The organism is Fructilactobacillus sp. X1R3C1 (genome assembly GCF_059901545.1).
The window spans coordinates 122,714-145,667 of sequence record NZ_JBWXUT010000005.1 but is presented as its reverse complement, the minus strand read 5'-3'; the positions used below and the strand labels follow the sequence as shown (position 1 = coordinate 145,667).

The 22,954-nt window shown below is 39.1% G+C and carries 22 protein-coding genes and 1 tRNA gene; 16 read left to right on the top strand and 7 right to left on the bottom strand.

Features of this window, described 5'->3' with window-relative positions:
• Positions 1 to 385: 385 nt before the first annotated feature.
• Positions 386 to 1,438 carry a lactonase family protein gene (locus AC6UD8_RS06450; RefSeq protein ID WP_500699768.1) on the bottom strand — a complete coding sequence of 351 codons (1,053 nt, stop codon included), beginning with the start codon at positions 1,436 to 1,438 and terminating at the stop codon, positions 386 to 388.
• A 240-nt stretch (positions 1,439 to 1,678) separates the two neighbouring features.
• Here AC6UD8_RS06450 and AC6UD8_RS06445 point away from each other — a divergent pair, with 240 nt between their 5' ends.
• The 4 genes from AC6UD8_RS06445 (at position 1,679) to whiA (ending at position 5,953) form a co-directional block, all read left to right on the top strand.
• The gene (locus AC6UD8_RS06445; RefSeq protein ID WP_500699769.1) at positions 1,679 to 3,022 is read left to right on the top strand and encodes a glutamate--cysteine ligase; all 1,344 of its coding nucleotides are present in this window, start codon (positions 1,679 to 1,681) and stop codon (positions 3,020 to 3,022) included.
• A gap of 94 nt (positions 3,023 to 3,116) precedes the next feature.
• Positions 3,117 to 3,998, top strand: coding sequence for an RNase adapter RapZ (rapZ, locus tag AC6UD8_RS06440; protein ID WP_500694289.1), 882 nt, complete (start codon positions 3,117 to 3,119; stop codon positions 3,996 to 3,998).
• Positions 3,999 to 5,006 carry a gluconeogenesis morphogenetic factor MgfK gene (mgfK, locus tag AC6UD8_RS06435; RefSeq protein WP_500699770.1) on the top strand — a complete coding sequence of 336 codons (1,008 nt, stop codon included), beginning with the start codon at positions 3,999 to 4,001 and terminating at the stop codon, positions 5,004 to 5,006.
• 11 nt (positions 5,007 to 5,017) lie between these two features.
• Positions 5,018 to 5,953 (top strand): DNA-binding protein WhiA, encoded by a 936-nt coding sequence (gene whiA, locus AC6UD8_RS06430; RefSeq protein WP_500696826.1) that lies wholly within the window; start codon positions 5,018 to 5,020, stop codon positions 5,951 to 5,953.
• A 67-nt stretch (positions 5,954 to 6,020) separates the two neighbouring features.
• On the opposite strand, the gene clpP is transcribed toward whiA, so the two are convergent.
• The 4 genes from clpP to AC6UD8_RS06410 all read right to left on the bottom strand — a co-directional run bounded on the left by clpP (position 6,021) and on the right by AC6UD8_RS06410 (position 9,655).
• Complete coding sequence (clpP, locus tag AC6UD8_RS06425; RefSeq protein WP_500694292.1) at positions 6,021 to 6,614, bottom strand: ATP-dependent Clp endopeptidase proteolytic subunit ClpP; 594 nt, start codon at positions 6,612 to 6,614, stop codon at positions 6,021 to 6,023.
• Between the two features lie 98 nt (positions 6,615 to 6,712).
• Entirely contained in the window at positions 6,713 to 8,629 is a 1,917-nt protein-coding gene (asnB, locus tag AC6UD8_RS06420; RefSeq protein WP_500696827.1) for an asparagine synthase (glutamine-hydrolyzing), read from the bottom strand.
• Positions 8,630 to 8,830: 201 nt separating this feature from the next.
• Complete coding sequence (locus AC6UD8_RS06415; RefSeq protein WP_500696017.1) at positions 8,831 to 9,487, bottom strand: helix-turn-helix domain-containing protein; 657 nt, start codon at positions 9,485 to 9,487, stop codon at positions 8,831 to 8,833.
• 96 nt (positions 9,488 to 9,583) lie between these two features.
• Positions 9,584 to 9,655 (bottom strand) — tRNA-Arg (locus AC6UD8_RS06410).
• A gap of 236 nt (positions 9,656 to 9,891) precedes the next feature.
• On the opposite strand from AC6UD8_RS06410, the gene gap reads away from it, so the two are divergent.
• The 12 genes from gap (at position 9,892) to AC6UD8_RS06350 (ending at position 21,542) form a co-directional block, all read left to right on the top strand.
• Positions 9,892 to 10,896 (top strand): type I glyceraldehyde-3-phosphate dehydrogenase, encoded by a 1,005-nt coding sequence (gap, locus tag AC6UD8_RS06405; protein ID WP_500696018.1) that lies wholly within the window; start codon positions 9,892 to 9,894, stop codon positions 10,894 to 10,896.
• 89 nt (positions 10,897 to 10,985) lie between these two features.
• Entirely contained in the window at positions 10,986 to 12,203 is a 1,218-nt protein-coding gene (locus AC6UD8_RS06400) for a phosphoglycerate kinase (RefSeq protein WP_500694296.1), read from the top strand.
• Between the two features lie 113 nt (positions 12,204 to 12,316).
• The gene (gene tpiA, locus AC6UD8_RS06395; protein ID WP_500694419.1) at positions 12,317 to 13,084 is read left to right on the top strand and encodes a triose-phosphate isomerase; all 768 of its coding nucleotides are present in this window, start codon (positions 12,317 to 12,319) and stop codon (positions 13,082 to 13,084) included.
• An 86-nt stretch (positions 13,085 to 13,170) separates the two neighbouring features.
• On the top strand, positions 13,171 to 14,490 hold the full coding sequence (eno, locus tag AC6UD8_RS06390) for a phosphopyruvate hydratase (RefSeq protein WP_500694297.1): 1,320 nt from the start codon (positions 13,171 to 13,173) through the stop codon (positions 14,488 to 14,490).
• 103 nt (positions 14,491 to 14,593) lie between these two features.
• The gene (locus tag AC6UD8_RS06385) at positions 14,594 to 15,547 is read left to right on the top strand and encodes an LPXTG cell wall anchor domain-containing protein (protein ID WP_500699771.1); all 954 of its coding nucleotides are present in this window, start codon (positions 14,594 to 14,596) and stop codon (positions 15,545 to 15,547) included.
• Positions 15,548 to 15,633: 86 nt separating this feature from the next.
• Positions 15,634 to 15,870, top strand: coding sequence for a preprotein translocase subunit SecG (secG, locus tag AC6UD8_RS06380; RefSeq protein ID WP_500694299.1), 237 nt, complete (start codon positions 15,634 to 15,636; stop codon positions 15,868 to 15,870).
• A 116-nt stretch (positions 15,871 to 15,986) separates the two neighbouring features.
• Entirely contained in the window at positions 15,987 to 18,326 is a 2,340-nt protein-coding gene (gene rnr / locus AC6UD8_RS06375; protein ID WP_500694300.1) for a ribonuclease R, read from the top strand.
• An 11-nt stretch (positions 18,327 to 18,337) separates the two neighbouring features.
• Complete coding sequence (gene smpB, locus AC6UD8_RS06370) at positions 18,338 to 18,811, top strand: SsrA-binding protein SmpB (RefSeq protein ID WP_500694301.1); 474 nt, start codon at positions 18,338 to 18,340, stop codon at positions 18,809 to 18,811.
• A gap of 82 nt (positions 18,812 to 18,893) precedes the next feature.
• Positions 18,894 to 19,595 (top strand): uracil-DNA glycosylase, encoded by a 702-nt coding sequence (locus tag AC6UD8_RS06365; RefSeq protein ID WP_500699772.1) that lies wholly within the window; start codon positions 18,894 to 18,896, stop codon positions 19,593 to 19,595.
• Positions 19,596 to 19,597: 2 nt separating this feature from the next.
• Positions 19,598 to 20,572: a phosphate acetyltransferase gene (gene pta, locus AC6UD8_RS06360; protein WP_500699773.1), complete on the top strand. Its 975-nt coding sequence runs from the start codon at positions 19,598 to 19,600 to the stop codon at positions 20,570 to 20,572.
• A 15-nt stretch (positions 20,573 to 20,587) separates the two neighbouring features.
• On the top strand, positions 20,588 to 21,067 hold the full coding sequence (tsaE, locus tag AC6UD8_RS06355) for a tRNA (adenosine(37)-N6)-threonylcarbamoyltransferase complex ATPase subunit type 1 TsaE (RefSeq protein ID WP_500699774.1): 480 nt from the start codon (positions 20,588 to 20,590) through the stop codon (positions 21,065 to 21,067).
• Complete coding sequence (locus AC6UD8_RS06350) at positions 21,054 to 21,542, top strand: GNAT family N-acetyltransferase (protein WP_500699775.1); 489 nt, start codon at positions 21,054 to 21,056, stop codon at positions 21,540 to 21,542. The genes tsaE and AC6UD8_RS06350 overlap by 14 nt, the downstream gene beginning before the upstream one ends.
• An 18-nt stretch (positions 21,543 to 21,560) precedes the next feature.
• Here the strand turns inward: AC6UD8_RS06350 and AC6UD8_RS06345 are convergent, their stop codons facing one another.
• Together AC6UD8_RS06345 and AC6UD8_RS06340 are read right to left on the bottom strand one after the other, a co-directional pair.
• Positions 21,561 to 22,094 carry a 3'-5' exonuclease gene (locus AC6UD8_RS06345; RefSeq protein ID WP_500694306.1) on the bottom strand — a complete coding sequence of 178 codons (534 nt, stop codon included), beginning with the start codon at positions 22,092 to 22,094 and terminating at the stop codon, positions 21,561 to 21,563.
• Positions 22,095 to 22,108: 14 nt separating this feature from the next.
• On the bottom strand, positions 22,109 to 22,879 hold the full coding sequence (locus tag AC6UD8_RS06340; protein ID WP_500699776.1) for an exodeoxyribonuclease III: 771 nt from the start codon (positions 22,877 to 22,879) through the stop codon (positions 22,109 to 22,111).
• Positions 22,880 to 22,954 lie beyond the last annotated feature (75 nt).

Genomic DNA, 22,954 nt, shown 5'->3' with positions numbered 1-22,954 from the left:
CTGTCACTTCTCAGTTTCTTTGGCTTAGGGAAATGGTTTAAAGACCGAAAAGAAACCAAGTAAGTTTGTGATTTAAAGATTAAGCGAGATTAATAAGTTTAAAGGCTAACATCCATTTTGGGTGTTAGCCTTTTTATAAATTCATACTTTCAAGGACTCATACCGATATTTAATCTGTGTGAGTCTTTTTTCTTACCGGAAATGTGTTTGGTATTAAACCATTTACCATATTTCTGAAATGTTTGCTTTAATGTTAAAAGAATATTTAGTCATAATAAAAAGCTCCAAATCAGTTAGTTTTTACCTAACCATTTTGGAGCCTATTAATGTCTAAAAATTACAGAGCACTTCATAAATTAATAAAATGTTTTTTAATGACAAATTATTAGTCAACGTTTTCACGTCGAACCACACAGGTACCTTCAGGAACTTCGAAATCTTTTTGAATCAAAGTTAATTTTCCGGTATCGGCGTCTCGTGAGTAAAGAGTAGCATTGTCACTGTTTTGGTTAGCAACGATAAACATTGATTCATCGGCACTAAAGTTAAAGTCGCGAGGGAACTCACCTTCACTTGAAATCAATTGAATTCGTTTTAAATCACCATTTGGTTTAATCTTAAAGACCGCAATTGAATCGTTACCACGGTTTGAGACATAGACAAAGCGGTTGTCCTTTGAAACTTTGATTCCAGCAGCACCGTTGTGACTTTCCCAATCGTCAGGAATGGTTGAAACAATTTGTTGAACCGTGAATAATCCAGCCTCTTCGTTGTAGTCAATCACAGCAACTTTACTGCTTAGTTCACCAACAAGGTAACCCTTGCCAGTTCCTGGAACAAAAGTAATGTTTCGTGGTCCAAAGCCAGGGTGAGCGTTGACTTCGCTGACTAAGTTTAATTTACCTTGATCAGAAACATCATAGAGGTAGACGCGGTCAAGACCAAGGTCACACACTACCAGTCGATTATCAGGAGTTAGATTGGCATAATGAGGGTGTGGCCCGTCGGCCTGCTCAGGAAGTGGCCCAGGAATTCCATTATCTTGGGCACGATCGGTAAGCTTTAAAGTGCCATCTGCTTGGATTTTGTAAACGCTGGCGTGTCCCATGTGGTAGTTGGCGGTAAAGACAAATTGGCGTCTTTCGTCAATGGAAACAAAGGCGGCTGAAGTACCTTTTTCGATGCATTCCTGCATTTCTTTAGCTGGGATGGTTTTACCATCGAAAGTTGCTACTCCACCACGGAGTTCTGGTTCGTCCATATTACGATCAACGGCGTAGATCTTGTGGGCTTTTGACTCGGCAAGATATGTAGGACTCCCAATCTCGGCTACTAATTGAGTGTTTTGTAATCTTTTTTTGTCGGTATCTAACTCGATTTGGTAGATCCCCTGGCTAGCATTAATGGTGTAAGTTCCAATTAAATATTTTTCAATCATGATCTCAATTCCCTCCTAATATATACAGTTTCATTTTGCCACAAAAGTGATCCTTTTGCAGTCGAAATGTATTTTTATTTATTCAAGTTTCAAATTTTATGGATGGTAAAAGTAGTAATCGTGACGGAAATGAAATTAGTTTAGTAAATTCTATTGACGTGTCACATGAGCGGTGTAAACTATTGGAAATTTCACCTATCAACTAATCGTGAAATTATCAACAGGTTTGGAGGGATGAAAATGGGAAGTAAAGCAAAATTTGTTAACTCACCAAACGAACTTTTTGCTGGTTCGTTTGGCATCGAGATCGAGGAGGAACGGGTTGATCTGAATCGTGACAGTCTCTCTCGCTATGCTCACAGACGTGAACTAGGTGATCGACGAGGGAAAACCCACTTTCAGACTGACTTTGCTGAGTGTATGGAAGAATTAGTTACGGATAAACACACGACCACCAAAGGAGTGCTCCTACAAATGCGATCACTTCAGTCTATTCTTCATGGAACACTAGAACCAAGTGAGATTATTTGGCCGATGTCGATGCCACCCAAACTTGATGAAGATGATGTTAATTTTGTAAGAAAGACGTTTAAGCGTTTTTGGATGGATGATTATCGCAAATGGCTCGTGAGACGCTACGGAATTTTTCGTCAAATCATGTGTGGCATTCATTTTAACTATTCACCCAGTGCTCAAATTATTGAGATTTTTCAACGAAATTATTCTATTGATAGTCAGAAAGGGGCACAGTCAGAGCTGTTGTTTCAAATTGCTCAACAATTGGTAGGATATCGTTGGCTTTTAACGTACCTTTTTGGGGCAAGCCCGCTATCAGAAAATCCAGAAGATCACTTATTCGGTGCTGAAAAAAAGATTGTCCCAGTCCGTTCTTTACGTTCCAGTCAATACGGATACGAAAACTTGGATAATATCCATGTTTCTTACGCTAGTTTGAGTCAATACGTAAACAACTTGCAGCATGAGGTTAATTCCCACAAATTATTTTCCGAGAGCGAGTTTTATGGTCCGGTGCGTTTAAAGACTAAAGATGGGATTAATTCTGTTAAGGAAGAGGGATTCGACTATCTTGAACTTCGGACCCTTGATCTTGATCCATTTGACTTTTTAGAGATTAATTTAAAAACTTTAAATTTCATCCATCTTATAATAGTTGACGGGATTGTTAATCCTCAGAAATGGACTAACGAAAGTTTAAATGAAGCAAAAGATCAAAATAATCGGGTCGCTTTACAATATCCAACTGCTCCGTTACCACCATCTTTACAGAGTAAGACTTATCAGGTCTTGGATCAGCTTGATGAATTAATTGAACATGCTCCTAATGATTTAAAACCAGAGCTAGCTCAAGCTAATAAGGCCGCTAGAAATAAAGTTGATAATCCAAACTTGACACCATCCGCAAAACTAATGAAATATGCTGAGAATCGCTCATTAATGAATTTTGGAATTCAGCGCGGTGAGCAACTAAAAAAAGAGTATGAAAATCAGAGCCTTGAGGATGCTTTTCCTGGGGTTCAACCAGATACAGTTAATCAATATATTGAGAAACAAAAGGGAGTTTAATGAGTATTCATTAACTCTCTTTTTTGAATCATCCTGAGACTATATAAATGACACACCCGGTATGTTATACTTATAAGAGTTTGGAGGCATCAAAATGGCAGATAACGAACAATTTGTGATTATCACGGGCATGAGTGGAGCAGGTAAGACACTGGCCATGCAAACATGTGAAGATTTAGGGTACTTTTGCGTTGATAATATCCCACCTTCTTTAATTCCGAAGTTCATGGAATTGGTTCACACTTCTAGTGAAATTAAGAAGGTTGCTTTAGTAATTGATTTAAGGGCCCCAGCCTCATACCACGAAATTGTTGATACTTTGGTTAATATGTCTAACGACAAAGACACTGAGGATCAGGTGATTTTTCTCGATGCCTCTGACGAAAAATTAGTGTCTCGATATAAAGAAAGCCGGAGAACCCATCCCTTAGCACGAAAAGGGCGGGTAGTTGATGGAATTGAAAAAGAACGAAAATTAATGAAAAGGGTCAAAGACTCTGCTGATCTTGTAATTAATACAAGTGATTTGACCCCACAGGAATTACGTGAGGAAATCATTCATAAGTTTAAGCTCTCTCATTCAGAGCCATTTCACGTTGAATTAATGTCATTTGGATTTAAATATGGGCTTCCAATCGATGCTGACATTATTTTGGATGTGCGTTTTTTAAAGAATCCATTTTATGTGGTTAAGTTAAGAAGTAAGACTGGAAAAGATCAAGATGTTTATGACTACGTTATGAACCAAGATGAAGCTAATGAATTTTATGAAAAAGTCTTTGACCTCGTTAAATTTACGTTACCTAAATTTAAAAAAGAAGGAAAATCGACTGTCACCATGGCAATCGGTTGTACTGGCGGTCAACATCGTTCGGTTGCAATGGTTGAACGATTGGCTAAGGATATCAAGGATCAACTTGGATATCCAGTTAATGTCACCCATAGAGACATTAACCGTCACAAAGGGGTTAAATAAATGATCGATAAAGTAGGTAAAAGAATCGGACGTCCTAAAATGGTTGTAATTGGCGGAGGAACCGGTTTACCTGTAATTTTAAAAAGTTTAAAAAAGCGTGATGTTGATATTACCGCCGTTGTTACGGTGGCTGATGATGGAGGATCATCAGGGATCCTTAGAAACTACATTAATGTTTTGCCACCGGGAGATATTCGCAATGTTATAGTGGCACTTTCGACGTTGCCTCAGATTGATTTGGATATCTTTCAGTATCGCTTTGAATCTTCCGACAAGTTTCTTGCTGGGCATGCCATTGGCAATTTAGTAATTGCGGCGCTTTCTGAAATGAGTGGCGGCTTTTTTGATGCCATCCAAAAGTTGACCGACATTATGAAGGTCGACGGGCATGTGTATCCGGTGTGTGATGAAAGTTTAGAACTACACGCTGAGTTTTCCGACGGGACGACCATGTCTGGAGAATCTGAAATTACCAATTCTGACAAAATGATTAAAAAAGTGTGGGTTGAATCTACTGATGGCAATAAGAAGCCAGAGGCAGTTCCAAGTGTGATCAATGCGATCATGAACGCTGACCAAATTGTTTTGGGACCGGGGAGCTTGTTTACTAGTATCTTACCAAATCTGATGGTTGATAATGTTGGTAAAGCGGTCACTGAGACCGATGCGGAAGTTGTTTATATCTGTAATATCATGACCCAAAAGGGTGAAACCGATAATTTCACTGACGCTGATCATGTCCGGGTTTTAAATCGTCATTTGAAAACTAATTTTATCGATACCGTTTTGGTTAACAATAAAAAAGTCCCAGCGAGTTATATTGATCATCAACGCTGGGGTGATGAAGCTCAACCAGTGAAATCTGATTTTAAGGGTTTAAAGAAACAAGGTTGTCGGGTAATCTCTTCTGATTTTCTTGAATTAAGAGACCACGGAGCTTTTCATAATGGACTATTAGTGTCCGACGAACTTATTCGTTTATTAGGACAACCTAAAATTCGCCATTAGGGGATGATTAGATGTCATATGCTAGTGACGTCAAAAAAGAATTAACTAACCTAGAAGTCCATCGAGCTAACGCAAAAGCGGAACTGATGGCATTGATTCGAATGAATGGAACACTTAAAATATCCGAAAAACACCTGGTGTTAGATGTTCAGTCCGAAAATCCAGCAATTGCTAGACGACTGTATCAACTTTTACTTCAGTTTTATCACGTTGAAGGAGAAGTTCTGGTTCGAAAAAAGATGAAACTAAAAAAGAACAATCTATACGTGGTGCGTTTGAATCATCATGTAAGAGCAATCTTGGATGATTTGGGCATTTTGGATGGAAACAAGATTATTGAACGGGTGCCATTAGAGTTACTTAAAGATGATGGGCAGGTTCGTTCTTACTTACGTGGTGCATTCCTAGCGGGGGGATCCGTTAATAATCCAGAAACATCTCGGTATCACCTTGAAATTTATTCAACGTATGAGAATCATAACGAAATGATTGCGGAGATGATGAATCGTTATCATTTGGGCGCTAAAACGACTACGAGACGAAGCGGATGTATTGCGTACCTGAAAGAAGCTGAAAAGATTGCGGATTTTCTGCAACTAATTGGGGCCACTAATTCTATGTTAAAATTTGAGGACATTCGAATTGTTAGAGACATGCGGAATTCCGTTAACCGACTCGTAAACTGTGAAAATGCCAATATGAATAAGGTAGCCAACGCATCAACTAAGCAAATTGAAAACATTCAGTTTATAAAGGAAACCGTGGGGCTTAAAAAGTTGCCACCAAAGCTTCGAGACGTTGCCGAGGTTCGCATGAAGCATCAAGAAGTGAGTTTAAAGGAGTTAGGTGATTTGGTTCCAGGAGGACCGATTTCTAAGTCCGGCGTGAATCATCGGTTACGCAAGATTAATGAGTTTGCAACTCAATTACGTTCCGATAATGCCTAATGAAACGAACAAAAAAGCAGCAATTAGAATAATTCTAATTGCTGCTTTTGTTATAAACAGGAACTAATTATTTTTTGTCAGAACTGTTTTTCATGATACCGTCAATCAAACCGTAATCAACTGCTTCGTCAGCGGTAAGATAATTGTCTCGTTCAGTATCACGGTTAACTCTTTCAAGGGGTTGACCGGAATTTTCGGCAAGTAATTCATTAATCATCTTACGGGCACGCAAAATTTCTTTTGCGGCGATTTCGATTTCAGTTTGTTGACCTTGAGCACCACCAGATGGTTGGTGAATCATGATTTGAGCATGTGGCAATGCAAAGCGCTTCCCTTTGGCACCAGATGAAGCCAAGACACTGGCCATTGATGCTGCCATCCCCATTACGATGGTTTGAACATCGGCGTGGATGAAGTTCATCGTATCGTAGATTGCCATTCCAGAAGTGATAACACCACCTGGTGAGTTGATGTACAAGTAGATATCTTTGTCAGAGTCTTGAGCATCCAAGAACAATAGTTGAGCAATAATTGCGTTAGCCATATCATCCTGGATTTCACCGGATAACATAATGATTCGGTCTTTTAGAAGACGTGAGTAAATGTCATATGCACGTTCACCTTGTGGTGAGTTTTCGATGACAGTTGGAACTAAATTCATATCCATACTCCTCCTTTGATAATTTCAAATTATATCAAGTTATAGAAATCATTCTACATTAAAGGTCAATAAAGGTCAAAAACTTTGCTTGATGATAATTATGCAATTGATTCACGTGAGTATTTGTGTAAATCAACTTCTTTATTGTAGTTCATCTTGGTGTCTTCTGGGAAGTAAACACCATACCAAAGAATGAAAGTGTAGATGGTAAAGATCTTTTGCATGCTGGATTTACCTTCCATGTGTTCTTTCAGGATGCGGTCTAATTCGTCCACATTAAAGAACTTTTGGGCAATATCGGAATGAAATGCTGTTTCGATTTTATCATGGTATTTGGGTTCTTTGATCCATTGTGCGATTGGGGATGGGAAACCTAATTTTTCTTTGTCGGCAACAACCTTCGGTACTTGTGAGGAAGCTGCCTTTCGAAAGGCCACCTTAGTGATTGGATTGCCGTCTTTATCAAATGAAATTCGGGTCTTAGTTGGCATCGTTTTGGCGAATTCTGCTACGTCTTTGTCAACTAGTGGAGTTCGAACTTCAAGACTGTTAGCCATGCTCATCCGGTCAGCCTTTTGCAGGATATCAAAGGGTAACCAGGTGTTAATGTCAAAGTACTGTTCCTGCGTTACTTCGTCCTTGCCAGCCACTTCATCAAAGATATGCTTAGTGTACTGACCAGTATCGAAGTTAAGTGATTTATCTTTTAAGACGCGCTCACGATCGTGTTCGTCAAACACGTAGTTAACCCGATAGTATCGTTCATACAACGGTTGAGCACCACGGATTAAGAAACGACGACCGTGAAAACGTGGGAGTGATGAGGCGATTTTACCGAGAGCGGTTCTAACAAACTTTGGTACCATCTTTTGGTACTTCTCAAAGGTAAAAGCTTCAAGGTACGTATTGTATCCGCCAAAGAATTCATCAGCACCTTCACCGGATAATGAAACAATTAGGTCTTTTCTAGCACTATGTGACAGGTAGTAAAGTTGTGGAGCAGAAGGATTAGACAGTGGTTCGTCCATGTAGTACATCATAGTAGGAAGGAAATCGAAGTAATCCTCACCATCAATTGTGGTGGCCGTGTTCTTTTGTCCAATTTCTTTCGCAAACTTAGTTGACCATTTTAATTCACTGTACTTAGAACCGTTAAACCCAAGTGAAAATGATTGCATGGGTTTAATCTTAGCGGCTTCATTGAGCACATAACTGGAATCGACACCGCTTGAGAGAAAACTACCCAAAGGAACGTCAGACGCCATGTGTGCCTTAACACTGTCATCAACTAATCCTTCGATCTTTTTAGCGTCCCCATCAATGGTTTGCGAATTATCAATGTGATCGTAGTTGTACTTGTAGTATGTGTCAGTGGTAGTTTTACCATCTTTATAGATGAAATACTGTCCTGGCATCACCTTATAAACGTTTTTAAACATTGTTTCTGCTGATGGGATGAATTCAAAACTTAAGTGAACTGGTAATAATTTGGTATTCAGTTCCTTTTTAAAATTAGGGTTTGCCAAAAAGGCTTTGATTTCGGATCCCCACATGAAGTTCGTCCCATCATCATAGTAGTAGAGTGGTTTGATACCAAAGTGGTCTCGAGCTCCGAAGACCTGGTGTTTCTTTGAATCGTAGATTGTAAATGCAAACATTCCGCGAAGCTTTGAAAGTAATTTTTTCGGACCCCATGCTTCGTATCCGCGAATTAAAACTTCTGAATCACAGTCAGTATCAAATTTTTGACCTACTGCAATTAATTCTTTTTGTAAATCTTTATAATTATAAATCTCACCATTAAAGGTTAAAACGTCGGTATCATTATCACCAAACATTGGTTGATGACCATTGGCTAAGTCAATGATTGATAAACGACGAAAACCCATTGATATTTCATCATTTTGGAAGAAACCATCATCATCTGGTCCACGGTGTTTAATTCTTTTAGCCATGCTTTTGATAGTATCCTTCGGGATATTATTTTGGTTAATATAACCAGTAAATCCACACATAGTATCCTCTCCTTTTCAATTGCTTATTAAATTGATTATTTCTGCTAACCAAACTCCATTAACTATCTTAAGTTGTTCGCACACAAAAGGCTAGCTATGTATGGCTAGTCTCAATAAAATATTAATAAATTTGTCTATTTAACGGTTACATTATGGGTTACATTGCTTACAGAACAGCCCTGGTTAGCCGGAACTGTCTAATTAATTTTTAGACGAACGCTTAACCGTCATCCGCTTTAACGGAAACAAGATTCCAAGAATCAAGCCAATACTTAATGTAAATGAAAACATAATTATACCAATAATGGTTCCGACTTTCATCATTAAATCATGACTAAGCATGGCATCAAGATTGATAACACAACCAATTATAAAGATTACTACCCATAATATCGGAGATAAAATCTCGACCTTTTTCATTAAAGGTTTGTCTTGTGTAATGGTTTTCCAGTTCTTCTCATAGAGAATAATGATGCAAATGTCAATCACGAAGAGGGGGATTAACCAAAGGTCACGTAAATTAAAGGGCAAAATAAATAATATTATCCCAATTACGAGTAAGACCAGCTCAAAAAAGTAAGCATACTTTGAGATATAACCATACCGTTTTATCCGGATCATCTTTTGTCTAAAACTTAATTTTGGTTTGTGGTTATTTTCAGGGTTGTGACCGGTCAGGTTACTGACTGGAACTTGATAAAGGGTAGCAAGGTTGCTTATCGCATTTTGATCAGGCTTACTTCTACCATTTTCCCACGCTGAAATGGTTTTTCTTGAAACGTTAATTTTATTGGCAACTTCTGCTTGAGTTAATTGATTTTGTTTTCGATACTTTTTAAGGTTTGCGTTTAATTTCATATATAAGTTCCTACAGTTCGACTTAACCTCTATTATAACGGTAATGGTCAATTGAAAGAAATTAAAAGCAGTGAGCGAGACTCTCTCACTGCTTTATGCGCATGGACGGAATCGAACCGTCATCTCAAGAACCGGAATCTTACGTGCTATCCATTACACTACACGCGCAACACAATATTAAATATAGTAGATTAGAGGAAAAAACTCAAGATAATAATGGTTTTTAATTACAAATGGGGTTTGTTTTTGCTATACTATTTTTGGTAATGAATTTCGAATTCATTGTCACAATTTTATCGCTTGTAGCTTGTCATTTGGTGTTTTTAATCACTGACATGATTTGGCAAAAGTGTTAAGATGTGAATGTATTAAAATTTGATTATTCCAAAAGGAGGAAGCATATTATGACTACAAAAATTGGTCTTAATGGTTTCGGAAGAATTGGTCGTCTAGCATTCAGACGTATCCTTGAATTGAATTCAAGTGATATCGAAGTTGTAGCAATTAATGATTTAACTACCCCTTCAATGTTAGCTTACCTACTAAAATATGACTCAGTTCATGGTCGCTTTGACGGTGACGTTTCAGCTACTGAAGATGCAATTATCGTTAATGGTACTCGTATCCCAGTTTATGCAGAACGTGACGCAAAGAACATTCCTTGGGTTAAAAATGATGGTGTTGACTTCGTACTTGAATGTACCGGTTTCTACACATCAAAAGAAAAAGCACAAGCTCATCTTGACGCTGGTGCAAAGCGTGTCTTGATTTCAGCACCTGCTGGTCAAATGACTACTGTTGTTCCTGGTGTTAACATGGATGATTTGACTTCAGAAGACAAGATCGTTTCTGCTGGTTCATGTACCACTAGTTGTTTAGCACCTATGGCTTACTGGTTGAACAAAGACTTTGGCGTTAAGTTAGGTACTATGACTACTGTCCATGCTTACACTGCTTCACAAGCACTTCAAGATGGTCCACGTAGCGCTAAGTTACAAAACAACCGTGCTGCAGCTATTAACACTGTACCTCACTCAAGTGGTGCTGCTAAAGCTATCGGTTTGGTTATTCCAGAACTTGATGGTGTCCTTAAAGGTCACGCACAACGTGTTGCCGTAGCTGATGGTTCATTAACTGAATTAGTAGCTGTCTTAGACAAGAACGTTACTGCTGAAGAAGTTAACGATGCTATGAAGAGTCATGCAAACGATGCCTTTGGTTACGCTGATGACTACATGGTTTCAACCGACGTTATCGATGACTCACACGGATCAGTATTTGATCCAGGTCAAACTGAAATCACCCAAAGTGGTGACACTCAATTAGTTAAGACTGTTGCTTGGTACGATAACGAATGGGGCTTCACTTGCAACATGGTTCGTACCTTGTTGAAATTTGCTACTCTATAATTTTAGATTGCAACTTTGAAAAGGCGGAGGAGGGAAATCTCTTCCGTCTTTTCCTTTATAAAATATAACTAACACTGGAGGCAATCACGATGGCAAAAGTAATCGTTGATGATTTAGATGTTCAAGGTAAAAAAGTTCTGATGCGTGTTGATTTTAACGTTCCAATTAAGGACGGTAAAATTGGTGATGACAACAGAATCGTTGCTGCTCTTCCAACAATCAAGTACGTAATTGATCATGGTGGTAAAGCAATCTTATTCTCTCATTTAGGCAGAATTAAAACAGAAGATGATAAACCCGGTTTATCACTTCGCCCAGTTGCAGAAAAATTAGCTGAATTGCTTGGCAAACCAGTTACATTTGTTCCTGTTACTGAAGGTCCGCAGCTTGAAGAGGCAATTGACAACATGTCTGACGGCCAAGTCCTTTTGGTACAAAATACTCGTTATGAAGATGTTGTTAATGGTAAGAATGTTAAACGTGAATCTGGTAATGACCCTAAGTTAGGGGAATACTGGGCTTCACTTGGTGATGAATTCATTAATGATGCGTTTGGAACTGCTCATAGAGAACATGCTTCAAACGTTGGGATCGCTAAAGCAATGGAAAAGGCTGGTAAGCCAGTTGCTGCCGGATACTTAATGGAAAAAGAAATTAAGTTTTTAGGTAACGCTGTTGATAATCCAAAGCATCCATTTATCGCAATTCTTGGTGGTGCTAAAGTTTCTGACAAAATTGGTGTGATCGATCACTTATTGGACAAGGCTGATAAGATTATTATCGGTGGTGGAATGACCTATACATTCTATGCCGCTAAGGGAATCCCAGTTGGTAATTCACTTGTTGAAAAAGATAAGATTGATGTTGCTAAAGATATCCTTAAAAAAGGTGGCGACAAGATCGTCTTACCTGTTGACTCAGTAGTAGCCGACAAGTTTTCAAATGATGCAAAGGCTGAAGTCGTTGATGGTGGAATTCCAGACGGCATGATGGGTCTTGACATTGGTCCTAAGAGTATTAAATTATTCGAAGACGTTTTAAAGGACGCCAAGACCGTTGTTTGGAACGGACCAATGGGTGTTTTTGAATTTCCTAAGTTTGCTAAGGGAACCTTGGCAATTGGTAAATTCTTGGGTACATTAACTGATGCTACTACCATCGTTGGTGGTGGAGACTCAACCGCTGCTGTTAAGGAATTAGGTGTGGCTGATAAGCTTACCCATATCTCAACTGGTGGGGGAGCTTCGCTTGAATATCTTGAAGGTAAGACTCTTCCAGGGATTGCATCAATTTCTGATAAAAAGTAATTTAAAAGTCACCGATTTAATCGGTGACTTTTTTGTTTGTATCAATTTTCTAGCTTATTGCTTCTCTTTCGGCTAAAATGTAGGTAAAGATGAATTATGAGAGGAGAAGTATCATGCGTATTCCCTTTATTGGTGGGAACTGGAAAATGAACTTGTCTTTAGATGAAGCAGTTCAATTTGTGATTGATATCAAAGATAAAATACCAGATCCTAAAAACGTTGAAACGGCTCTTGCAGCTTCACCGTTGTTTCTTGAATCAATGCTTAAAGCCAACGGATCGAGTCCATTGCACGTAACAGCTGAAAATTGCTTTTACAAAAATGAGGGTGCTTATACTGGGGAAGTTAGTCCTAAAGCTCTCAGTCAGATGGGAATCCCGTACGTGATCGTTGGTCATTCTGAAAGACGTCGTTACTTTAACGAGACTAATGACATCATTAATAAGAAGGTTCATGCGGTTTTAAATAACAATATGAAGCCGATATTATGTTGTGATGAAACGATGGGACGACTTGAGACTGGTGATCGAATCCACTGGGTAGTTAACCAGGTTACAGCTGGTTTAAAGGGTGTTTCCGAAAAAGACGCTTTAAAGGTCGTTATTGCCTATGAACCAAGTTGGGCAATCGGGACAGGTCATAGTGCTTCAACTACCGAAGCGGAAGAGGGATGTTACCTAATTAGACAAACTTTAGCTGACATTTACTCGGATGATATTGCTAACCAGATTCGAATCTTATATGGTGGAAGTGTGGACCCAAATAACATCATCTCGCTTATGAAACAAATTGATATTGACGGGATTTTAGCCGGTAAAAGTAGTCTTGAACCAAAGGAATTTTTGGAGCTTGCGAATTACCAAGATTTGCAAAATAATTAGTTATTATGATTGCAAGTTAAAGCCTAAACTAATAGAATTAAGTTGACCTTTAAATATAGGTAACAAATTCACTAAGGAGAGATAACATGTCAATTATTTCTGATATTTATGCTCGCGAAGTATTGGATTCACGTGGAAATCCAACTGTTGAAGCTGAAGTTTACACAGAAGACGGTGCAATGGGCCGTGGAATCGTCCCATCTGGTGCCTCAACTGGTGAACACGAAGCCGTAGAACTTCGTGACGGAGACAAAAATAGATATATGGGTAAGGGTGTTACTAAAGCTGTTAGCAACGTTAATAACATTATTGCCAAACAAATCGTTGGTTTCGATGTAACTGATCAATTAGGTATTGACCAAGCTATGATCAAACTTGATGGCACTCCAAATAAGGCTAAGTTAGGTGCTAACGCAATCTTAGCCGTTTCAATTGCTGCTGCTAGAGCTGCAGCTGACGAACTTGGCGTTCCATTATATAACTACTTAGGTGGTTTCGATGCACATGTTCTTCCAACTCCAATGATGAACGTTATCAATGGTGGTAAGCATGCTAACAACAAGGTTGATTTCCAAGAATTCATGATTATGCCAATTGGTGCAAAATCATTTAGAGAAGCTGTTCGAATGGGATCAGAAACATTCCATAACTTGAAAGCAATCTTAGCAGAACGTGGATACTCAACTGCTGTTGGTGATGAAGGTGGATTTGCACCTGATTTGAAGAATAACGAAGAGCCATTTGAAATCTTAGTTGAAGCAATCAAGCGTGCTGGGTACAAGCCAGGTAAGGACATTTCAATTGCCTTTGACTGTGCCGCTTCAGAATTCTACAATGCCGACACTAAGAAGTACAACTTGGTTGGTGACGGTAAATCATACAATGCTGATGAATTCATCACTTTGCTTGACAGCATCGTCGAAAAATACCCAATCATTTCAATCGAAGACCCATTGGATGAAAACGAATGGGAAGATTGGCAAATGGCTACTAAGCGCTTAGGTAAGAAAGTTCAAATCGTTGGTGATGATTTGTTCGTTACTAACACTGAGTACTTGTCAAAGGGTATCAAGATGAACGTTGCTAACTCAATCTTGATTAAACTTAACCAAATCGGTACTTTAACTGAAACTGTTAATGCCGTTAACATGGCTAAGGAAGCTAGTTACACTGCAATTATTTCTCACCGTTCTGGTGAAACTGAAGATACCACTATTTCAGACTTAGTTGTTGCTTTAAACACTGGCCAAATCAAGACTGGTTCAATGAGTCGTGGTGAAAGAATTGCTAAGTACAATCAATTGATGAGAATTGAAGATCAATTAGGATCAGTTGCTGTGTACAAGGGAATTAACTCATTCTACAACTTGAGTCCAGAAGCAAAAGAAGCAATCATCAAAAAATAATTGATTTAAAAAACATCTTCGTTATGAAGGTGTTTTTTTATACATAAATTTAGTGAGTTCGTAAACCTTCCTCGTATTTAATCACAGAAAGAGGAGGAGAAACATGAATATTACAAAACAATTTTCATTATTTTTAGCATTAATTGCAATTACAGTTGGATTATCACTGAGGATTTTTACTCCAAATGTGAGGGCAAGCGAATACACCATTACTGCTCATAAACATTGGGTAAATAAGGACGGAGAAAAGGATTCATCGTATGCCTTTGACATTGCCAGAGTGAACGTCAAAAATCGAGCTGATATCAAGGCGCCACTAATTCCTGGGTTTCATTTAGATAAAAGTATTCCACCAATCTATGTGGGAAGCGACGTGGTCGTTTTTAACTACAACAAAGACGAAGATTTGCCGATTCCGTCACCTCACATTCCGATTAAACCAATTCCAAGTAACGATCATCCAGATACTGGTGGAACAGTTCCATCCAATGATCATAAGCACGATCGTCCCGTTGAACCGGCTGATAATCGTAAACCAATCGTACCAGCTGAACCGACCAAAAAAACCGCTCATTCTCAAGATCTGCCAGATAAACAACCTCATGAATCAGGTAGAATCGCCCCAGATAAAAAGATAGCTGGGAATCACAGTGAGCCAATGGCAAAACGTATCAGTCAGAGTAGTAAGAAGCAGAAAGATCAGCATGAACCCACGAAGAAGGTACTTGAAAATGGGATGAATCCAGTGTTGTTACGTGGTAAAAAAAGATCTGGGCGTTGTCCTGTTCAAATGCCAAATGAAAACGGAATTAGCAAGTATAATCGACGTAATTTCACTCATCACGCTCCGTATCTAGATGCGAACCACGATCCAATGGCAACGGTTCACGTGAGAAGAAGTAAACATGGGGTAAACAGAACACATACGAATCGCCAACCTGCTAAAAGGTTACCTCAAACCGGGGAACGCACCAGCAAACTTCTTTCACTGATTGGAATGGTAATTTTGCTGTTCAGTTCGATTTTGTATATTAGGACCAATCGAACTGAGAAATAATGATGGACTGGAAATAACTCCTAGTTTATGCTAAACTAATTAAAGTATTGATAAGCCTGTTTAGCTGATGGGTAGGAGGCATTTTTTTGAATAATCTTTTGATGATATTATTATGGATCGTTAGTATTCTCATTATTGGTGCAGTTTTAATGCAACCTTCTAAAAATAATGATGCAATGTCATCACTCTCTGGTGGTGCAAACGATTCTTCCTCTGAGTCCAAGCCGAGGGGCTTTGAGGCATTTATGCAAAAAGTGACTGTGGTACTAGGAATCTTTTTCTTTGGTATCGCATTAATTCTAATGTGGATTTCATCACATTAATAAAAAACCTCCTGTTAAACAGGGGGTTTTTGCATTTAAAGCGGATTACTAGCGTTTATTAAAGAATGAGATTTATAATTGACGTATAAGTCAATTGGATTGTAGAGGAAAATATATTGCAAGATAATAAGTTAAAAAATGAAATTGAGCAGGAGTTACAATCACATCCTGATCAAAGTTATAGTGTCGAAAAATTAGCTGATGATTTGAATTATCATGGATCATCAGCTTTCAAATTAATCGTTTCAGAGCTCGCTTCACTGGAACGAGACCGTGCCGTTGTGGTTACTGAAAATGGTGATTTTAAGGTTAATCCAAGTGAGTTGAAACTAGAGGGGATTTTCCACTCTAATCCAAAGGGATTTGGCTTTGTTAGATATGATGATGAATTACCTGATGCCTTTATCGCACCTGATGAAACGATGCATGCGATGAACCTGGATAAGGTTGAGATTCAGATTACTAAGCCAGGTGAAAAAGATTCTGATCGGGGACCACAAGCTAAAGTGGTTAGTATTTTAGAACACCATTACACTCATGTGGTTGGTGAATTTCGTAAGACTGATGATGATCATGGTTATCTTGGTCAGGTTGTTTTAAAAGACAAAAAATTAGCAGGATTCAAGTTCTACGTGGTAGATGCTGGTCTTCATCCTACTCCAGGAGAAGTGGTTACTGCTGATATTACGGAATATCCAAGTAACGAGCATCCAGATTACATGGTTGGAATTGTGAAACAAGTAATTGGAAGTGTTGATGACCCTGGAATTGATATTTTACAGGTTGTCTATGCTCATGATGTTCCTTCCCAATTTCCAGAAGATGTTCTAGAAGAAGCAGATGCTATTCCGGACCATGTTTTGCCTGAGGAAACCAAAGGACGAGAAGATATTACCGATCAGACGTTAGTTACCATTGATGGAGAATCATCCAAAGATTTGGATGATGCCGTCACGGCATGGAAATTACCAAATGGCAATTATCATTTAGGGGTCCACATCGCTGACGTTAGTCACTACGTTAAACAAGGAACACTACTTGATCGTGAGGCGTATAAACGTGGAACCTCAGTTTATTTAACCGACCGAGTTATTCCAATGCTGCCTCGCCGTCTATCAAACGGGATTTGTTCGTTAAACGAGGGACAATTACGGTTATGTTTAAGCTGTGATATGGAAATTAATCCCCAAGGGAAAGTTGTCAAAAAGCGGATTCATCCGAGTGTTATGAAGTCGAAAGCTCGAATGACATATACAGCTGTCAATAATATTCTTGAATCACATGATAAGAAAACGAGAGAAGAATACCATGATTTAGTACCAATGTTTGAAACCATGGCTGAGTTACACCGAATTTTATACAAGCAAAGAAAGCGTCGTGGGGCGATCGACTTTGATGATGACGAAGCAGAAATCATCATGAACAAAGAAGGTAAACCCGTTGATATTAAACTTAGAACGAGAGGTTTAGCCGAACGAATGATTGAATCATTCATGTTGGCTGCAAACGAAACTGTTGCTGAAACTTACTATCGACTTAAAGTTCCGTTCATTTATCGTGTCCATGAGACGCCAGATCCAACGCGAGTTAAGGACTTCTTTGAATTCCTAACTGCCTTTGGAATTGAAGTAAAAGCTGACCCCGATCATTTAACTCCCAAGACTTTACAGAACATTTTAAGTAAAGTACACGGACTTCCTGAAGAAACAATGGTATCAGTAATGATGCTTAGAAGTTTACAACAGGCCAAATATAGTGATAAGTGTGTGGGACACTTTGGATTAGGTGCCAAATACTACACCCATTTCACTTCACCAATTCGACGTTATCCTGATTTGTTTGTCCATCGTTTAGTTCATTATTATGAAGATAATGGGATTAATGATGTTACCAAGCAAACCTATGCTGACCAGGTTGGAGAAGTTGCGGTTCACTGTTCAGAAACTGAGCGTCGCGGTGTTGACACCGAAAGAGACGTTGATTCGATGATGAAGGCTGAGTACATGACTCAACATATTGGTGAGGAATACGATGCAGTTGTATCTTCAGTGATGAAGTTCGGAATGTTCGTTGAACTTCCAAACACCGTTGAAGGTCTTATTCATATCAGCAAGATGAATGATGATTACTATGAGTACGTTGAAAAGTACTTGGCGCTTGTTGGTAGAAATACCAGAAGAACTTATAAGATTGGACAAACATTACGGGTTAAATGTGTTGCGGCCGACGTTGATCAGATGACCGTTGACTTTGAGATCGTTAAACCAGAAGATGCTCCATTGAGTGAACTTCTCCCAAAACAGGAACATAAAAATGATAAGCACCATCACAGTGGCAAACATTCTGATGGGAAAAATCGTCGTCAGAGTTATAAGAATCAAGATCGTAGAAAGAACGGTAAAAAAGGTCATTCGTTTAAAATCAGAACCAAACCATCTAATAGTCGCAAAAAATAGGGGATGGGAACATGGCTAGAAAAAAGCATCAACCAACTGAAAAGAACGTAATGGCAACTAACCGAAAGGCCCGACATGATTACTTTATTTCTGATACTTATGAAGCTGGCATCTCACTAACGGGAACTGAGATTAAATCAGTTAGAGAACGCCGTATGAATCTAAAGGACGGATTCGTGCAGGTGAGAAACGGACAAGCTTATTTGATGAATGTCCACATCAGTGAGTATGCGCAAGGAAACCAGTTTAATCATGATCCATTGCGTAATCGAAAGTTGTTGTTGCATAAAAAAGAGATCAAAAAACTTGGTGAAGCGACTTTGACTAAGGGAATTACCATTGTTCCCTTAAAAGTTTATTTAAAACATGGCTACGCTAAGGTGCTGATTGGGGTTGCTAAGGGGAAGCGTGAATATGATAAACGTGAAACCATAAAGCAACGTGATACCCAACGGCAAATTGATCGCGTTATGAAACATTATTAATTAAAAGAGAGTGCTATTGCACTCTCTTTTTGCTTGCCTAAAAATTCACATTTTATGGTAGAATAAATTGGAGGTGTTAATAGTGAAACCGTTTATTCATAACGACTGGTGGCCGATTCTGGAGCCAGAATTTGAGAAACCATATTATCAAAAGTTAAGGCGTTTTTTGGTTGAAGAGTATAATAACAAGACGATTTATCCAGAAATGCACCATATTTTTCAGGCATTTGAATGGACCCCATTTAGTAAGGTGAAAGTCGTTATTCTGGGACAAGATCCATATCATGGTCCTAATCAAGCCAATGGTCTTAGCTTTTCGGTAATGCCAGGCGTAGCTGTTCCACCATCTTTAAAGAATATTTATAAGGAATTACAAAGTGATTTGGGAATTAAACCAGTTAATCACGGTTATCTAAAGAGTTGGGCTGAGCAAGGGGTATTGTTGTTAAACTCCGTTTTGACCGTTCAAGATGGAGTGGCTTTTTCTCATCGTGGCAAAGGATGGGAAAGACTCACTGATTATGCTATTGAACAATTGTCAAAGCGTCCTGAACCAGTTGTCTTCATCTTATGGGGAAGGGCTGCTAGGGATAAGATTAAGTTGATTAATACTGACACTAATATTGTGATTCAATCGGCTCATCCCAGTCCCCTTTCTGCGAATCGAGGTTTTTTTGGTTCAAAACCGTTTTCAAAGACGAATGAAGCACTAAAAGCCATGGGTGAGACGCCGATTAACTGGAAATTACCGGAACACGTCGCTGCCACTAATAAGGAGAGTTAATTATGGACCTTTTTGATAGTTTGAAAGCAAAGATTAACGATAAAAACATTAAGTTAGTATTCCCTGAAGGGGAAGATCCAAGAATTATTGAAGCAACTAGTCGGCTTAAAAAAGATAATTTGGTTGAACCAACGTTATTGGGTGATCCCCACAAAATCAAACAAGTTGCTAAAGAAAACGGAAATGATTTGGACGGAATTACCATCATTGATATCAAAAACGTTGACTCTGACACGTTCAACGAGATGGTTAGATCACTTGTTGCACGGCGTAATGGCAAAACGGATGAAAAAACAGCTCAGCAATGGTTGAAAGATCCGAATTATTTTGGCACGATGATGGTATACATGGGAACCGTTGACGGAATGGTGTCCGGTGCGGCTCACCCGACTGGTGATACGGTTCGTCCTGCACTTCAGATTATTAAAACTAAACCAGGTGTGAAGTTGATTAGTGGTGCTTTTGTCATGCAAAAGGGGGACACACGTTACTTGTTTGCAGATTGTGCCATTAACATTGAACTTGATGATCAACAACTTGGTGAAGTTGCCGTTGAAAGTGCACATACAGCCCGGTTGTTTGATATCGATCCCAAAGTTGCCTTACTTAGTTTTTCAACCAAGGGTTCAGCTAAGGGACCAGAAGTCGATAAAGTTCAAAGTGCAACCAAGATTGCCCAAAAGTTAGATCCAGATACTCCAATTGATGGGGAACTCCAATTTGATGCTGCGGTTGTTCCCGCGGTTGCAAAGAGTAAGGCACCGGGTTCAAACGTTGCTGGTCAGGCAACCGTTTTTGTCTTTCCAGAGCTTCAGTCAGGAAACATTGGTTACAAGATTGCCCAGCGTTTAGGTGGATTTGAAGCCATTGGGCCAATTCTTCAGGGATTGAATCAACCAGTTTCTGATTTGTCGAGGGGATGCAATGCTGAAGATGTTTACAAGGTAGCCATTATCACGGCTACTCAAGCACTTTAATTTGAGGCGATTGAATTGATTAAATTTAAGGTTGATAGTCCCGATCAAACTGAAAAATTAGGCGAAGAACTCGCCCCGGATTTAAAAGCTGGAGACGTTATTTTACTCGATGGCGACCTTGGTGCGGGAAAGACTACCTTCACAAAAGGACTTGGGAAAGGTCTCGGAATTAAGCGAAACATCAAAAGTCCGACTTTTACCATTATTCGGGAATACAAAAATGGACGGTTGCCCCTTTATCACATGGACGTTTATCGTCTTGAAGAGGGAGGAGCCGACGAATTAGGTCTGAATGAATATTTTAACGGTGATGGAGTCAGCGTCGTTGAATGGTCCAAGTTTGCGGAGGAAGAACTTCCCGACCAGTATTTGAGAATCAGATTTACTAGAAATGATGATCTGGGGGATAACGATCGGACAATTGAAATGACTGCTAAGGGACAGCATTTTGATTCAATTTTAAAGTCAGGAGACTTAGTGCTTGGCAAAGGATAATGAAGAAATTACGATTCGTGCTGCTAAATCGGACGATTCCGAAGAACTAATCGAGCTAATGAAACGATTAAGTCAAGAATCTAGTAACTTTACGACGGATGTTCAGATTGATCAATTGACCGCTGAAACCGAAGCAGATGCCATTGACGCGGTGAATGCCACTGGGACTAACATCATTTTAGTGGCAGTTGCTGGGACGAAATTAATTGGAGTCTTGAGTGTTAGTCAGGTTGACGAGACTGCTGGGGAACTTGGTGTCGCCGTTTTAGCTGATTATCAGGACATTGGACTTGGAACCCATCTGATTCAGGAAGCCATTGACTGGGTGGCCACTTTTAGTCACCTTAATGAATTGCGATTAACAGTATTAAAGTCCAATGTAGGGGCTTTTCGATTGTACAAAAAATTAGGATTTATCACTAGTGATCAAAACGATCATGTTATTGAAATGAAAATGAACGTAAAAAAAGACTGAGAAAATATCTCAGTCTTTTTATATTAACTTAACGAACGGTTTAACAGCGTTTTTGCCAAACTGCTGGTATTCATAAATCAAGATGTTAGCACACGCTAAGCTGTCATCTAATGCATTATGATGGTGTTTTAATTCAATTCCTAAGTTCTCACTAACCGTGTTCAACTTATGGTTAACAAATCCAGGGTAAAACTTTTTGGAAGTCTTAACGGTATCAAGAGTCTGATAGTGTGGTTTTGATAAACCATACCTTTCCAGACTCTTTTTTAATACACTATTATCAAAATTATTGTTGTGGGCAATCACCAGCTTATTTCTATCAAAGAGGGGGCTAATTTGATCCCACACCTCTGGAAAGGTTGGTGAGTCAATTACATCTTTTTCATGAATACCATGAACATTGATATTGCGCCAGTTAAACTCACATTCGGGGTTAATTAATGAGTAAAACTCATCAACGACTTCGTTATTTCTTACTACCGTTAATGCGACCGAACAAGCACTGGCTCGTTGGCCCGCAGCAGTTTCAAAGTCAATTGCCGCAAAATTCATTTAACAATTCTCCTCTAATTAATCTTAAGTCCATCAGTAATTAATTGGATCGGAGCATGATCTGAGCCGGTTACCTCACCAAGAATGTTTGACTCGGCAACGTCATCTTGAATTGAGTTAGAAACCAAGAAATAATCCATTCTCCAACCACGATTTTGGGCTCGCTCGTCGTAACGGTAACTCCACCAAGTATAGGCACCACTTTGGTAAGGGTGAAGTGCTCTAAAGGTATCTACAAATCCAGAAGCTAATAATCGACCAAAATCGTCACGTTCCTGTTGGGTGTAGCCAGCCTTGTGGTGATCTTCTTCTGGGTCATCAATGTCAATTGGTTGATAAGCAACACTCATATCGCCGCCAATCACGACCGGCTTTCTTTCAGCAAGTTTACTTACAAAGGTAATAAATTTTTGGTCCCAATCAAGACGGTAGTCGAGTCTTTGCAGCTCTTCGCCTGAATTGGGTACGTAGGTATTAATTAAATAAAAGTCAGGATATTCGAGTGTCAAACAACGGCCCTCGGTGTCAGTGTCACTTCCATCAACACCATAAAACACGTTATCAGCTTTATGCTTTGTGAAAGTAGTTACGCCTGAGTAGCCGGGGCGTTCCGCTGAGTCCCAGTACTGGTAATAGTCACCTGGTACTTCTAAAGCAATATCATTTTCGTGAACTCGAGTTTCTTGAACATTAAAAAAGTCAGCATCAGTTTCATTAAAAAATTCGTAAAAATTCTTTTTAACTGCTGAACGTAAACCATTTACGTTCCATGAGATAAAATTCATTGTATCCCCTCCTTTAATGCCAGTATAGCACGATCAGAAGTGTTTAAATAATGATAACGTGCTAGAATGTAATAT